This is a genomic window from Glaciecola petra (assembly GCF_031846345.1).
Classification (GTDB): domain Bacteria; phylum Pseudomonadota; class Gammaproteobacteria; order Enterobacterales; family Alteromonadaceae; genus Glaciecola; species Glaciecola petra.
The window spans coordinates 1,441,869-1,455,900 of record NZ_JAVRHX010000001.1 but is presented as its reverse complement, the minus strand read 5'-3'; the positions used below and the strand labels follow the sequence as shown (position 1 = coordinate 1,455,900).

Below are 14,032 nucleotides of genomic sequence, written 5' to 3'. Positions count from 1 at the left end.
CTAACACTATAAAAGGCAAATTCAATGGATAACAATGTGTTTGAAGCACCAGAGTCGGATTTGACGATTGATGAAACACTTAATATGGAAAAAGCTGACCGAGGAACTCGTTTGGGGGCTGTTATTATTGATACCATTGTGATGATATTTTTGGTTGTTCCCATAATCTTGTTTTCTGAAATTTTTACTAGTGGTATTTACTTCGATGGTTATTTATCCGAAGTGCTGTCAGGCTTGCTTGGTATTGTTGTGTTTGCGCTTATCAACTACAAACTATTAGTCACAAATGGCCAGACAATAGGTAAAAAGGCTCTAAATATTAGAATAATCGATGAACAAACGGGCAAACTTGCAAGGGGTTACAGCCTACTTACACGCTATGGGTTTTACTTTTTTGTCGTGTATATTCCCTTTGTTGGTTGGATTATATCTTTTGTCAACGCATTGTTTATTTTTGGTGACGAGAAAAAATGTATTCACGATAAACTCGCGAATACAATTGTGGTGAAAACTTAGATATACAACACCTAACGGCTTATTTTTGAGCTGAGGACAGAATAGCTTGTTGGAAATAGTCGTTAATACTTATTGTGCTGTCTTCTACTAATTTTTTATAACAAATGCCAGCGAAAGCAAATGAATGTTCACCTGACTTCATAAAAACACTTGGCGCGTTTTCGTTTGTTTGGTCATAAAGCCACTGGCCCTGTTTAATCGTCATAAATGTTTGACCTAAATAAGCGCCAAATAAGTTACAAATAGTAAAAATGGCTTTGTCTTCCAATGCGACAGCTTTATATTTGTCTAAAAATCCGACAATTATTGTGTCAATTTCAGAGATGCTTTTTTCGCTATAGTCTAATGTTAATTTAAATTCAGTGTTGGCTAGATTTACCGCATCATTTGCACTGTCTATCATTAATTTGTTTAATTCTTGTTGTTCCATAATTACCTTAAAAAAATTACCTTAAAAAATTATCTAATTATTTTGTGATGAGTCAAAAGACGGCAGGTCAATCTCTCGATGCTGTAAAAAAAGTTGGCTTAGTAAAGCTGTGCCCGGTCCTTTTTGCTCGGGTGACGGACAAACTAAAAAAGCAGTAAATTGTTTAAAGGCGCTTCCTTCTACCTGTAAGTGCACTAAATTTTTATCTGCTATTAAGTCAGTTACTTTATGTTTAGGCAACCAACAAAAACCGACTTTTTGCAGCAGTAAATCAATCGCCGTGTCAAATTGACTAACAGTCCAGCGATGCTCTGATTTTAACCAGCCTGTTTTTTCATCAGGTGTCTCAGACGTATCTTTGATAACAATTTGCAAATATTGAGACAAAGTATTGGTCGATAATGGTTGGGTTAAACTAGCTAATTCATGATCTGGATGACAAACTAGAACAAATTCAATATGGCATAAGGCTTCACCTAAATAACCACGTGGGGTATCTATTAAAATAACAAGATCTGCCTCTCGACTGGTCACAGCTTCAGTGCTACCAGTTAAAACAGTGTCTATGATCTTAATTCTGGACCCTCTACTCATCGGCAAAAATTCGGCCAAGACTGGAAAGAGGGCTTCTCTTGGGTAGGCCAAATCAACACATAATATGATTTCAGGCTCCCAATCTTGGTTGATATTAACCGCCAATTGTTCAAGTGACTGCACATTAAGCGTTAAATCCCTAGACCGACGTAACATAACTTCACCGGCCTGAGTTAACACTGCTTTACGACCGACAACTTCTAATAGTTGCACGTTTAGCATGTTCTGTAATTTAGATACAGCATGATTAAGTGAAGATTGACTCTTATTTAACGCAGAGGCCGCTTGTGCGTATCCACCATAGTCCACAACAGCTTGCAAAATGCGCCATTGTTCTAGAGTTGTTTTAGGACGGTAAACCACAATATCCTTTGTTCCTTAAACATTCGTCGTGTTTTATTAAAAATTAGTAATTGCAGAATACTAAACTATTATCTACAGCATAGAGTACTTTTATAATAATACTTAATTTCTGACAATAGAAAGACTCATAAAATAATGAAATATAATTCTTTTTTGCCAATTAGCGCTTTACTAGCACTATGCCTTATAAGCATATTGGTACATTTTTCTGTTATACCCCCAGGCGCACAGTTACTGGAGTCAATAAGAGATGTGTTTTCTGAAGGCGTTTACTGGGTAATTTTTTTAATCATATTGTTAGAATCCATCGTCTATGTAGGATTCTACTTTCCTGGTCAATTTTTTGCTGTGGTATTGGTGGTGGGTGCTAACCCAAGCATCAAGGATATAGTTTATTTGACCATAGCGATGGTGCTCGCTGCTACGATTGGTTCATTGATAAATTATTTTTTAGGCCAGTCTACCGGAACCAAAGACGCAAATGAGTCGGTTAAAAAGAATGAACAAATAAAGGTATCAAATTTACTCATAGCTATGATACACATAAATTCCTTGGCGTTTTTTATGTTTAATCAAGGCGCACAAAATAAGTCAATTAAAATCGTCGGGTTAGCTGGCTTATTAAACTTACCGTATTATCTTTTATTGATTGCAGGCACAGCGGTGCTGAGTGAGCAAGTAATGGCAATGGCGGAAAATACTTATATGTTGATAAGTGTTATTTCAATATGGCTCATTATTGCCTTGTTTTTTGATATCAAAAAAGCGAGAGCAAATAAATTAAAAGCGCAATCTGTGTAATTATTAGCCCTGGCGTTATAATTTATTTATCAAATAGCTTAATGCACGACTAGTGGCTACCATACCAAACGTCGCGGTAACCCCGACAAAAGCACCAAAGCCTGTACTGCAGTCCATTTTGCTCGCACCTTCACTTGCTTGTTTGGCAAATGAGACTTTACCATCAGGTGTAGGGTATTTAAGTTGTTCGCATGAATAAATACATTCCACGCCAAAATTACGTTTGGTATTTTTACTAAAATGATAATATCTACGTAATTCGGAACGTACCTTTGCTAGTAAAGGGTCTTGAATCGTTTTTGCTAAATCAGCCCGCCGTATTTGTAACGGGTCTGTTTGTCCTCCTGCGCCGCCAATACTAATGACTTTTATTTTATTTCGCTTACAATGCGCAATTAACGCTGCCTTCGCTTTTACACTGTCGGTAGCATCTATTACAACATCATGCTGAAAACCTATGTAATCTTTTACGTTCTCAGGCGTGACAAAGTCTTCTATTTCATTCACCTTACATTCGTGGTTAATATCCAAAATGCGTTTTTGCATCACTTCAGTTTTACTTTGCTCAAGCGTTGAATCCAAGGCGTGAATTTGACGATTAATATTGGAGATAGCTAAGTCGTCTAAATCAATCAGGGTTAGTTCGCCAATGCCAGATCGAGCAAGGCTTTCTGCTATCCATGAGCCTACACCTCCAATCCCGACTACTAGAATATGGCTTTGTTTAAATTGCATTAAGCCAGCGTTCCCATATAAACGTTTTATGCCTGCAAATTTTTCGAAATAAGTCATACAGTTACCTAAATAGTCTGCATTACTGGCTGTTGAAAATTGGTGTAACCAGTTATATCGTTATCAGATTTTGTGTCATGAAAGCTTAATGCGGTTTATATTGCAAGCATAGCTGTATTTTTTTACTATACTAGCTTGCTTAGTTGCTCTGTTAATGGACTTGAACCCCAGCAGAGTATTAAATTTTCTTATCGGTAAAAAAGTGCATTAGCCACTTTGCACCCGTTCAACAATAAAGTGAAATATGACAAAGATTACCTGTTTTAAGGCCTATGATATTCGTGGTGAATTACTCACTCAACTTAATGAAAATGTAGCCTATCGAGTAGGACGAGCGTTCGCAGAATACTTAAATGCTAAATCAGTTGTTTTAGGCTCTGATGCACGCTTAACATCTCGTCCTTTGAAACTGGCCTTAGCCGCAGGTTTAATTGATGGCGGTGCAAAAGTATCTGATATAGGTGACGCAGGTACTGAAGAAATATATTTTGCAACAAAGCATTTAGGGGTGGACGGTGGTATTGAAGTTACCGCCAGTCATAATCCAATTGATTACAATGGTATGAAAATGGTAAAGGCTGGTTCTGTTCCTATTAGCGGTGATACTGGCTTAAAGGGTATAAAAGCTTTAGCAGAAAGTTATGATGAATCAATAGTCATTGAACAACTGCTACACTATTCCGCGCTGAAACAGGTGAGTGATGAAGAATTTTTGCAAGGTGCTCATTCTATTAAAGAATTGCTTTTACTAGAGACTAAAGCTTATGAAAGAACAAGTTGCGTCAACGACTATGTATTGCATTTAAATGAATATATAGATATCAAAAAGCTTACTCCCTTAAAACTTGTTGTAAATTCGGGTAATGGCAGTGCAGGGCATATCGTGGACGCGATAGAGTTGTTTTTCAAACACCAGTCTGTCCCTGTAGAGTTTATTAAAGTGCATCACCAAGCTGATGGGACTTTTCCAAATGGTATTCCAAACCCCCTATTACCCGATAACAGAGCAGATACCGCTAAAATGGTAATCAAACACTCAGCAGATATGGGTATCGCGTGGGACGGCGACTTTGATCGTTGTTTTCTGTTTGATGAAAATGGTGATTTTATAGAAGGGTATTATATAGTTGGATTATTGGCTCAAGCGTTTCTAGACAAAAATAAAGGTGCAAAAATAATTTATGATCCTCGTGTTTTCTGGAATACCGAAGACATAGTCTCTAAAGCTGGCGGTAAGCCGATAAAATCTAAAACAGGACACGCTTTTATCAAAGAGCGTATGCGCAAAGAAGACGCAGTTTATGGTGGTGAAATGAGTGCGCACCATTACTTCAGAGATTTTGCTTATTGTGATTCGGGTATGATCCCTTGGTTACTGGTGGCAGAGTTACTTTGCACTTCAAAAAAATCGCTTTCATCAATGGTAAAGGAGCGTATTGCACAGTTTCCGTCGTCAGGAGAAATTAACTATAAAGTATCAGATGCAGGACAAACGATAAAAAAGATAATGCAGCATTACGAAGCTAGTGCCCAAGTCCTGGACAAAACTGACGGTGTAGGCATGGAATTTGGTTCTTGGCGATTTAATTTGCGTAGTTCAAATACCGAACCGGTTATTCGTTTGAATGTTGAAAGCCGTGGCGATATCTCTTTGATGCAAGAAAAAACCGCCGAACTAAGCGCCTTAATAACAGAGTAATACCAATAAAAAATCTAAAATACGGCGCCTTTGTGCTGAGGAAACTTACTCCATACATCAGCATTTAAGGCGTTGGTCATGCAAATCTCAACCTTTCACGCTTCATAAATAAGCCATAAACAAATGTGTTACTACAACAACTGTCGTTAAAATCATGCGCAATTGAGTGTAGGGAATTAGAATATCTCTCTCCAACGCTAATACATATTTGTCGTACATTAAAACACCAATGTATGTAATTGAGAGTACGCTTAAAAGAGTATCTCCACTGAGAAAAATGAGAGACAGCCAAGCAACGATGCTAGGCAACATTGCCATATACAATTGATGGTTTTTGCGTCTATTTTGTAAAGCGTCTAACCAATGAATACCGCCAAAAAAAGACAATATGATGGCAGAATATTGAACAAAAAATTCGAAACCCTCAAAATAAAAAAGCTGGTCTGTCATTATCAAAAGAGGAATAGTAATAAAGGGTAGCAAACCCAAATAACCTAATAATTTCGCGTTAGTATGCATTGGTAAGTCCTGATTTTTATGCAAGTTACAACAAGATTTTCATAAAAGGGCGCATCGATACTGCATTAAAAAGGCGCTGATTTCTTATGAAACAGCGCCTTAATTCAACTATTTATATCGCCTACTTTTTAATAGGTGTGTAGTCTCTTTTACTTAAGCCTGTATACAACTGGCGTGGACGTCCGATTTTTTGTCCAGGCTGGCTAAGCATTTCGTGCCAATGAGATATCCAACCTACCGTTCTTGCCAATGCAAATATACAGGTAAACATATTGGTTGGAATACCAATTGCGCTGAGCACAATACCTGAATAAAAATCAACATTAGGGAACAGTTTTTTCTCTGCAAAATACGGGTCACTCAGCGCAATTCTTTCTAACTCCATAGCCACATCCAATAATGGGTTATCTACATTGAGCTCTTTAAGCACTTCATGACAACTTTCACGCATTACCGTCGCGCGAGGGTCGTAATTTTTATAAACTCGATGACCAAAACCCATTAATCGGAAAGAGTCGTTTTTATCTTTTGCCCTAGCGATAAACTCTGGTATGCGATCAACGCTGCCAATTTCTTCCAGCATATTCAAACATGCTTCATTGGCGCCACCATGTGCAGGCCCCCATAATGACGCGACACCGGCCGCAATACAAGCATAAGGGTTAGCACCTGAAGAACCGGCTAAGCGAACTGTGGATGTTGATGCGTTTTGCTCATGATCAGCGTGTAAAATAAATATTCTGTCCATTGCCCGCTCAACCGCAGGACTGATATGGTATTCCTCAGCGGGGACTGAGAACATCATATTTAAGAAGTTTGCCGCATAACTTAGGTCATTTCTTGGATATACGAAAGGTTGTCCGACATTGTACTTGTAGCACATCGCCACTAAGGTTGGCATTTTTGCTATTAGACGGTGTGCAGAACGTTTTCTTTGATCAGGGTCACCCACGTCCAAATCACTGTGATAAAAAGAAGATAAAGCTCCAACAGTACCGCAAAGCATTGCCATTGGATGACTATCGTTTCTAAAGCCATGGAAGAACATATTTAATTGCTCATGCACCATAGTGTGTCGTGTAATCGTTTCTTTGAACTCTTGATACTCTTCGTTAGTAGGTGCATCACCGTGCAACAACATGTGACATACTTCCAAATAATCTGCATCACGGGCTAAATCTTCAATAGAAAAACCACGGTGAAGTAAAATTCCTTTTCCACCATCAATAAATGTTATTGCAGATTCGCATGAGCCGGTTGCCATAAAACCTGGGTCAAAAGTAAAGTAGCCATTCCCACCTATACTTCTCACATCGATTACAGGATGCCCTTCTGTACCCTCCAAAATAGGAAGTTCTAGTTCAACATCGCCTGCTTTGAGGGTAGCTGTCTTATTTGACATGAAATCATTCTCCTAAGTAAATAGTAACCGATTAAACGCAATAACTGCCTAAATTGTTCAACATTTATGCAAAAAAACGTAATAATCTTTCAGTATTGACAATCTTTTGTTTTAAAAAACGGGGAACGTCATTCTTCCTTTATTAAGCGCTTAAGTCAATTCAAAAATAATTACAGCCTAAAAGAGCAAAAATCAACAAAGATTGTTATGCACTAGTACAAATCTACAGAAGTTATTTACGAATTGGCCGATAATGGCAAGTTATAAACAAAAGTTTACGACCAAAGTTTGAGAAACTAAAGAATCATTGCTATTCGACACTTAGGTTGATATATTCAAACCCGCTGAATTTACAGGGATATTTGCTAAAAAATGGTAATATTTTGTTCACAGGGCGTTAACAAAAGTTACCAAAATGTAAACACACACAATGCACTAGATACACGTTTTATGATGCACTATTTATAACTCGGTATCCGCACAAATTAACAGGCGTTTTTATTGTGAAAAAACAAAGACCAGTCAATTTAGACTTGACCACAATCAAATTACCTTCTGCAGGCAAGGCTTCCATACTCCATCGTGTCACCGGCGTCGCAATGTTTTTTGCGATGTTATTTGTGATATGGGCTTGGGCGACCTCATTGCACTCGGAAGACGGTTTTAACCAAGTTGTCCAACTAATGCAAGGTTTCTTCGGCAAGTTTATTGCCATCGGCACCTTATCTGCGCTCACTTACCATATTTTAGGTGGTTTACGCCATTTGGTGATGGATATGGGCTATTGGGAAGAATTAGAATCAGGCAATACTAGCGCAAACGTGACGATAGGTTTGTGGATTGTTCTGACAATAGTGATAGGAGTTGTATTATGGTAACTAACCAAGCTTCAATAAAACGAAATGGCATACAAGACTATGTCTCAATTCGTGCTACAGCTGCGATCATTTTAGCTTTCAGCATTTATATGCTGTACTTTTTTGTTGCCACCCCTGTTATTACCTATGATGTTTGGAAATCTTTGTTTGAGTCGATATTCATGCAAGCGTTCACATTGATTACACTCATTGCGGTAATGATTCATGTGCGCATTGGCTTATGGCAAGTACTGACAGACTATGTAAAACCGCATAGGTTAAGAATGATACTGCAGTACGTGTTAAATATTATTGCAGTGGCGTACGTTGCTGTTGGCTTATTTGTTTTGTGGGGTGTTTAGTATGAGTTTACCAGTTCATGAGTTCGACGCGGTTGTTATTGGTGCTGGTGGTGCCGGCATGCGCGCTGCGTTACAAATATCTGAATCAGGACGATCTTGCGCGCTACTATCAAAAGTCTTTCCGACCCGTTCTCACACAGTATCGGCACAAGGCGGTATTACAGTTGCACTTGGCAATAGCCACGAAGATAACTGGGAATGGCACATGTATGACACTGTAAAAGGTTCAGATTACATAGGCGATCAAGAAGCTATTGAATATATGTGTAAAACCGGCCCTGAAGCAATTATCGAAATGGAAAATATGGGCTTACCTTTTTCTCGTACAGAAGAAGGAAGAGTTTACCAACGTCCATTTGGTGGCCAATCGAAAAATTTCGGCGGTGAACAGGCAGCCCGAACAGCTGCCGCTGCAGACAGAACAGGCCACGCATTATTGCATTTGTTATATCAGCAAAATGTAAAAAATAAGACTAAAGTATTTTCTGAATGGTATGCACTCGATTTGGTGAAGAACCAACAGGGACAAGTTGTTGGCTGCACCGCAATAGATATTGAAACCGGCGAAGTAGTCTATTTTAAATCAAAAGCCGTAGTGTTAGCGACGGGTGGAGCAGGGCGTATATATGCTTCAACCACTAACGCCCACATAAACACTGGTGATGGTGTTGGCATGGCGCTTAGAGCAGGTGCCCCATTACAAGACATGGAAATGTGGCAGTTTCACCCAACAGGTATAGCCGGCGCTGGTACACTTGTGACCGAAGGCTGTCGTGGTGAAGGTGGATATTTACTTAACAAAGACGGCGAACGCTTTATGGAGCGTTACGCGCCAAACGCAAAAGACTTGGCAGGCAGAGACGTGGTTGCACGTTCTATGATGACCGAGATAAGAGAAGGTCGTGGTTGCGACGGACCATGGGGAACGCATATTAAACTCAAGCTCGACCATCTTGGTAAAGATGTGCTTGAATCTCGTTTACCAGGAATTTTAGAATTATCACGTACCTTTGCTCATGTCGACCCTGTCAAAGAGCCTATTCCGGTAATTCCAACTTGTCACTATATGATGGGTGGAATACCAACTAATGTTGATGGTCAAGTAATACAAATTGATAAAGACGGCAATGAATCGCCGCTTGAAGGTTTGTTTGCATGCGGTGAAATTGCCTGTGTATCAGTGCACGGTGCTAACCGTCTAGGCGGTAACTCCTTACTCGATCTAGTGGTGTTTGGCAGAGCGACTGGCCTTCACTTAGGCAAGAGCATTGACGACATAGAAGTCAAATCTGAGGCTTCAGCGTCAGATTTAGACGCTGCAATGGCTAGGTTTAATCGTTGGGAGTCATCTGAGGTCGGCAAAGGTGAAGATCCAGTTCAAATTAAGAAAGACATGCAGCAATGCATGCAATTGAACTTCTCCGTATTTAGAGAAGGCGAAGCTATGGCGGAAGGGCTTAAAGAACTTGGTGAAATCAGAGAAAGACTACAAAACGCTCGACTAGACGATAAAAGTAGTGATTTTAATACCCAAAGAATTGAGTGTCTTGAACTCGATAATTTAATGGAAACTGCTTACAGTACTGCAGTCGCGGCTAATTTCAGAACCGAAAGTCGTGGTGCTCATAGTCGTTTTGATTTTCCTGAGCGTGATGATGAGAATTGGTTGTGTCATTCGGTATATGTGCCTGAAGACGAATCAATGCGCAGAAGAGATGTAAATATGGCGCCTAAAATCAGGGAAGCATTCCCTCCTAAAGCGCGCACATACTAAGAGGTAACAAGAGATGCAGTTAACATTTTCAATTTATAGATATAATCCTGACGTCGATGATGCTCCTAAAATGGTTGATTACCAACTTGAAGTTGAGGAAGGTCAAGACATGATGGTGCTAGATGCACTAATTGCCTTAAAAGAAGAAGACCCAACTTTGTCTTTCCGTCGTTCTTGTAGAGAAGGTGTTTGTGGCTCAGATGGAATGAACATGAATGGCAAGAATGGTTTAGCCTGTATTACGCCATTGTCAGCGCTTGGTTCGGGTACAATTGTAGTTAGACCATTACCTGGTTTACCTGTGGTGCGTGATTTGGTTGTCGACATGACGCAGTTTTATACGCAATACGAAAAAATAAAACCGTTTTTGATTAATGATGACAAGCAACCGCCTGCTCGTGAATATTTGCAGAGCCCAGAAGATAGAGCAAAACTAGATGGCCTATATGAGTGTATCCTTTGCGCTTGTTGTTCTACTTCATGCCCGTCATTCTGGTGGAATCCAGATAAGTTCATAGGGCCAGCTGGCTTATTGCATGCATATCGTTTTTTGATTGACAGCAGAGATACTGCAACCGACGAACGTTTAGGTGAATTAGACGACGCGTTCAGCGTGTTCAGGTGTCACGGCATTATGAATTGCGTAAGTGTTTGTCCAAAAGGATTGAATCCGACTAAGGCGATTGGTCAAATAAAATCAATGCTATTGCAACGCGCAGTGTAAACAATTGTGCGATTGAATTTTAAAGCTACCCTATATCGGTAGCTTTTTTGTTTGTGTTGTTTTGGTAAGAGCGCTTTAAGAAATGGTCAATGAATTTTTTGGCATTGAAAATGCATGATTGAAAATGCATGAGTAGAGTGCTCAATATTAATGACAATTTTTTAATCAACGCATTTAGTTTCTGATAGCGATAGATATTTTAAGATCGCGAAAAGAGGACTAATTTTTTCTTTTTTGGGGCAAATTGCTCAATATTTAGATTAAAAAGGCATTTTTTTAAAAAAAGATGTAATACATTGGTTATATAAGATTTAATTTAAAAACTACTTAGAATACAATATACACATAAACTCGAATCAAGGCTTAAAGATGCAAAAGAGCGTGATGCAAGCATGGTGGGACTCTTCACATATGGCAGGAGCGAACGCCGCTTATGTCGAAGAACTATACGAAACATATTTAGAAAACCCCTTAGAAGTACCCGAAAATTGGAAATCAGTGTTTGATGCACTGCCAAAAGTAGAAGGTGTTGAGGTTGAGAGCAACCATACTTCCATTCGGGAAGAGTTTAAGAAGATGGCGGCATTGGGCCCGGCAGCGCGCATGGGCAGCAGCTCAACATCATCAGATTCTGTGCCAGGTGATGAAAAACAAGTCAAAGTACTACAACTAATAAATGCCTATAGATTTAGAGGTCATCAACACGCCGATTTAGACCCATTAGGTTTATGGAAGCAAGAGCGTGTAAGAGATTTAGAACTATCACATCACAACCTATCCGAAAATGATTTTCAGAAAGTGTTTAGTCTGGGCTCATATGCCGTTGGTAAAGACAAAATGGCTTTGGGTGATTTGTTTAAGTCACTTAATCGCACTTATTGCGGTTCTGTTGGTTCTGAGTATATGCACATTACCGACACAGAACAAAAACGTTGGATACAGCAGCGTCTTGAGTCAGTAGAGGCAAAACCCACCATCGACCGAGAAGCAAAAATAAAAATTCTAAAAGGGCTGATTGCCGCCGATGGAATGGAAAAATATTTAGGTGCAAAATTCACCGGTGCAAAACGTTTTAGCCTAGAAGGTGGCGATGCACTTGTGCCTATGCTTAAAGGCTTAATTACCGAAGCGGGTGCTGCTGGGGCAAAAGAAGTGGTGCTTGGCATGGCTCACCGCGGCCGATTAAATGTTCTTGTTAATGTATTAGGTAAAAATCCATCAGTACTATTTGACGAATTTGCGGGCAAGCATGACGACTCACTTGGTGCAGGTGACGTAAAATATCATGCGGGTTTTTCTTCAGACTTTATAACGCCTGGCGGAAACGTGCATTTAGCCTTAGCGTTTAATCCATCTCATTTAGAAATTGTTAATCCAGTTGTTATGGGGTCAGTTAGGGCCCGGCTCCAGCGTCGCGCATGCACCGATGGTTCAGCGGTGTTGCCAATTACTATACACGGCGATTCTGCAATTGCAGGGCAAGGTGTTGTGCAAGAAACGTTTAACATGTCGCAAACGAGAGGATTTTCGGTTGGTGGCACAGTGCGGATCGTCATCAATAACCAAGTGGGCTTTACAACATCTAATACTGAAGACACTCGTTCAACACAATACTGTACTGATATCGCGAAGATGGTGCAGGCACCTATATTCCATGTTAACGCAGATGATCCAGAAGCAGTGGCCTTTGTGACAAAAATCGCGCTTGAATATCGCAACAAATTTAAACGAGATGTTGTTATTGATTTAGTTTGTTATCGTCGTCATGGTCACAACGAGGCTGACGAACCAAACGCAACGCAACCATTAATGTATCAAAAGATTAAAAAGCATCCGGTTCCTAGACAAGTTTATGCCGATCAATTATTAGTGGAAGGTGTAATAGAAAAACACGAAATAGATAAACTAGTTGCTGACTACAGAAACGCCCTAGATCATGGCGCTTGTGTCGTTGAAGAATGGAGACCAATGACAGAGCATTCTGTTGATTGGAGTCCATATATTGGACATGATTGGGATGTTGCTTACGATGGCAGTGTGAAAAAAGAAAAGTTGGTCGATTTAGGTAAATCAATCACTTCATTCCCTGAAGGCCACAAGCTGCAATCGCGAGTCAATAAATTGTATGGTGACCGAGTTGCCATGATCAATGGCGAAAAACCTCTGGATTGGGGCATGGCCGAAAACTTAGCATATGCGACTATTTTAGACGATGGCACTGATATTAGAATGACCGGTCAAGATTCGGGACGTGGTACGTTTTTCCATCGTCATGCCGTATTGCACGGTCAAACCGATGCAGTAGCTTATATGCCGCTGCAGCATTTGCATGATAAACAAGGTGCTATTGAGATATACGACTCAGTATTATCTGAGGAAGCCGTTATGGCCTTCGAATACGGTTATGCCACAGCTGAACCCGCAACCTTAACTATATGGGAAGCGCAGTTTGGTGATTTTGCTAATGGTGCTCAAGTCGTTTTTGACCAATTTTTGTCCTCGGGTGAGGCCAAATGGGGGCGTCTATGTGGTCTTACCGTTTTACTACCACACGGTTATGAGGGACAAGGGCCAGAACATAGCTCTGCAAGATTAGAACGCTTTTTGCAGTTGTGCGCTGACCACAACTGGCAAGTATGCGTGCCGACTACGCCAGCACAAGTGTATAATATGCTTCGTCGTCAGGCGGTCAGACCAATGCGCAGTCCGCTTATAGTAATGTCGCCAAAATCACTGTTACGTCATCCACTTGCCGTATCTAGTATTGATGAACTTGCAAATGGGGTTTTCCATAATGTCATTGGTGAGATAGATGACATTCCGTCAGAAAAAGTAGAACGTGTCATTATGTGTTCAGGCAAAGTTTACTTTGATTTGTTGGAACAAAGACGGAAAAACGAATTAAACAACATTGCCATTGTGCGAATTGAACAGCTTTATCCATTTCCGCAAAAAGAAATGGACGAAATTGTTGAGCAGTATGCACATGTTAAAGACTGGGTATGGTGTCAAGAAGAACCACAAAACCAAGGTGCATGGTATTGCAGCCAGCATCATTTTAATCAGTCTATACCAAAAGATGCAAAACTCACTTACGCCGGCAGGTCAGCTTCAGCTTCACCTGCGGTTGGGTATCTATCAGTTCACAACCAGCAACAAAAAGCACTGGTTGAAGACGCACTAACAATTAAATAAGGAA

The 14,032-nt window shown here is 40.0% G+C and carries 13 protein-coding genes; 8 read left to right on the top strand and 5 right to left on the bottom strand.

Annotated features, from left to right (window positions below):
- The first annotated feature begins 24 nt into the window (after positions 1-24).
- A complete protein-coding gene (locus tag RM552_RS06450) occupies positions 25-516 on the top strand; it encodes an RDD family protein (protein ID WP_311367950.1) in 492 nt (163 codons plus the stop codon).
- A 19-nt stretch (positions 517-535) separates the two neighbouring features.
- Here the strand turns inward: RM552_RS06450 and RM552_RS06445 are convergent, their stop codons facing one another.
- Both RM552_RS06445 and RM552_RS06440 read right to left on the bottom strand, forming a co-directional pair.
- Positions 536-946, bottom strand: a complete 411-nt coding sequence (locus RM552_RS06445; RefSeq protein ID WP_311367949.1) for a hypothetical protein — start codon at positions 944-946, stop codon at positions 536-538.
- Positions 947-979: 33 nt separating this feature from the next.
- Entirely contained in the window at positions 980-1,903 is a 924-nt protein-coding gene (locus RM552_RS06440) for a LysR family transcriptional regulator (RefSeq protein ID WP_432277183.1), read from the bottom strand.
- Positions 1,904-2,038: 135 nt separating this feature from the next.
- Here RM552_RS06440 and RM552_RS06435 point away from each other — a divergent pair, with 135 nt between their 5' ends.
- Entirely contained in the window at positions 2,039-2,704 is a 666-nt protein-coding gene (locus tag RM552_RS06435; RefSeq protein ID WP_311367948.1) for a DedA family protein, read from the top strand.
- Positions 2,705-2,719: 15 nt separating this feature from the next.
- Here RM552_RS06435 and tcdA read toward each other — a convergent pair whose 3' ends face one another.
- Positions 2,720-3,496 carry a tRNA cyclic N6-threonylcarbamoyladenosine(37) synthase TcdA gene (gene tcdA / locus RM552_RS06430; RefSeq protein ID WP_311367947.1) on the bottom strand — a complete coding sequence of 259 codons (777 nt, stop codon included), beginning with the start codon at positions 3,494-3,496 and terminating at the stop codon, positions 2,720-2,722.
- A 244-nt stretch (positions 3,497-3,740) separates the two neighbouring features.
- Between tcdA and RM552_RS06425 the strand changes: the two genes are divergently transcribed.
- A complete protein-coding gene (locus RM552_RS06425) occupies positions 3,741-5,195 on the top strand; it encodes a phosphohexomutase domain-containing protein (RefSeq protein WP_311367946.1) in 1,455 nt (484 codons plus the stop codon).
- Between the two features lie 102 nt (positions 5,196-5,297).
- On the opposite strand, the gene RM552_RS06420 is transcribed toward RM552_RS06425, so the two are convergent.
- The gene (locus tag RM552_RS06420; protein ID WP_311367945.1) at positions 5,298-5,714 is read right to left on the bottom strand and encodes a DUF3429 domain-containing protein; all 417 of its coding nucleotides are present in this window, start codon (positions 5,712-5,714) and stop codon (positions 5,298-5,300) included.
- 121 nt (positions 5,715-5,835) lie between these two features.
- Positions 5,836-7,116, bottom strand: a complete 1,281-nt coding sequence (locus RM552_RS06415; protein WP_311367944.1) for a citrate synthase — start codon at positions 7,114-7,116, stop codon at positions 5,836-5,838.
- A 503-nt stretch (positions 7,117-7,619) separates the two neighbouring features.
- Between RM552_RS06415 and sdhC the strand changes: the two genes are divergently transcribed.
- From sdhC to sucA, 5 genes are all read left to right on the top strand, one after another.
- Entirely contained in the window at positions 7,620-7,994 is a 375-nt protein-coding gene (sdhC, locus tag RM552_RS06410) for a succinate dehydrogenase, cytochrome b556 subunit (protein ID WP_311367943.1), read from the top strand.
- Entirely contained in the window at positions 7,988-8,335 is a 348-nt protein-coding gene (gene sdhD, locus RM552_RS06405; protein ID WP_311367942.1) for a succinate dehydrogenase, hydrophobic membrane anchor protein, read from the top strand. Before sdhC ends, sdhD begins: the two co-directional genes overlap by 7 nt.
- A 1-nt stretch (position 8,336) precedes the next feature.
- Positions 8,337-10,109, top strand: coding sequence for a succinate dehydrogenase flavoprotein subunit (gene sdhA, locus RM552_RS06400; protein ID WP_311367941.1), 1,773 nt, complete (start codon positions 8,337-8,339; stop codon positions 10,107-10,109).
- A gap of 13 nt (positions 10,110-10,122) precedes the next feature.
- On the top strand, positions 10,123-10,833 hold the full coding sequence (locus RM552_RS06395) for a succinate dehydrogenase iron-sulfur subunit (RefSeq protein WP_311367940.1): 711 nt from the start codon (positions 10,123-10,125) through the stop codon (positions 10,831-10,833).
- A 369-nt stretch (positions 10,834-11,202) separates the two neighbouring features.
- Positions 11,203-14,028 carry a 2-oxoglutarate dehydrogenase E1 component gene (gene sucA, locus RM552_RS06390; RefSeq protein ID WP_311367939.1) on the top strand — a complete coding sequence of 942 codons (2,826 nt, stop codon included), beginning with the start codon at positions 11,203-11,205 and terminating at the stop codon, positions 14,026-14,028.
- Positions 14,029-14,032: the final 4 nt, after the last annotated feature.

Excerpts from the sequence above, each read along its gene's own strand:
- RM552_RS06450 (WP_311367950.1), top strand. The coding sequence starts at position 25 with ATGGATAACAATGTGTTTGAAGCACCAGAGTCGGATTTGACGATTGAT.
- sdhA (WP_311367941.1), top strand. The coding sequence starts at position 8,337 with ATGAGTTTACCAGTTCATGAGTTCGACGCGGTTGTTATTGGTGCTGGT.
- RM552_RS06435 (WP_311367948.1), top strand. The coding sequence starts at position 2,039 with ATGAAATATAATTCTTTTTTGCCAATTAGCGCTTTACTAGCACTATGC.
- RM552_RS06395 (WP_311367940.1), top strand. The coding sequence starts at position 10,123 with ATGCAGTTAACATTTTCAATTTATAGATATAATCCTGACGTCGATGAT.
- sdhD (WP_311367942.1), top strand. The coding sequence starts at position 7,988 with ATGGTAACTAACCAAGCTTCAATAAAACGAAATGGCATACAAGACTAT.
- tcdA (WP_311367947.1), bottom strand. The coding sequence starts at position 3,496 with ATGACTTATTTCGAAAAATTTGCAGGCATAAAACGTTTATATGGGAAC.
- sucA (WP_311367939.1), top strand. The coding sequence starts at position 11,203 with ATGCAAAAGAGCGTGATGCAAGCATGGTGGGACTCTTCACATATGGCA.
- RM552_RS06415 (WP_311367944.1), bottom strand. The coding sequence starts at position 7,116 with ATGTCAAATAAGACAGCTACCCTCAAAGCAGGCGATGTTGAACTAGAA.
- RM552_RS06445 (WP_311367949.1), bottom strand. The coding sequence starts at position 946 with ATGGAACAACAAGAATTAAACAAATTAATGATAGACAGTGCAAATGAT.
- RM552_RS06420 (WP_311367945.1), bottom strand. The coding sequence starts at position 5,714 with ATGCATACTAACGCGAAATTATTAGGTTATTTGGGTTTGCTACCCTTT.
- RM552_RS06425 (WP_311367946.1), top strand. The coding sequence starts at position 3,741 with ATGACAAAGATTACCTGTTTTAAGGCCTATGATATTCGTGGTGAATTA.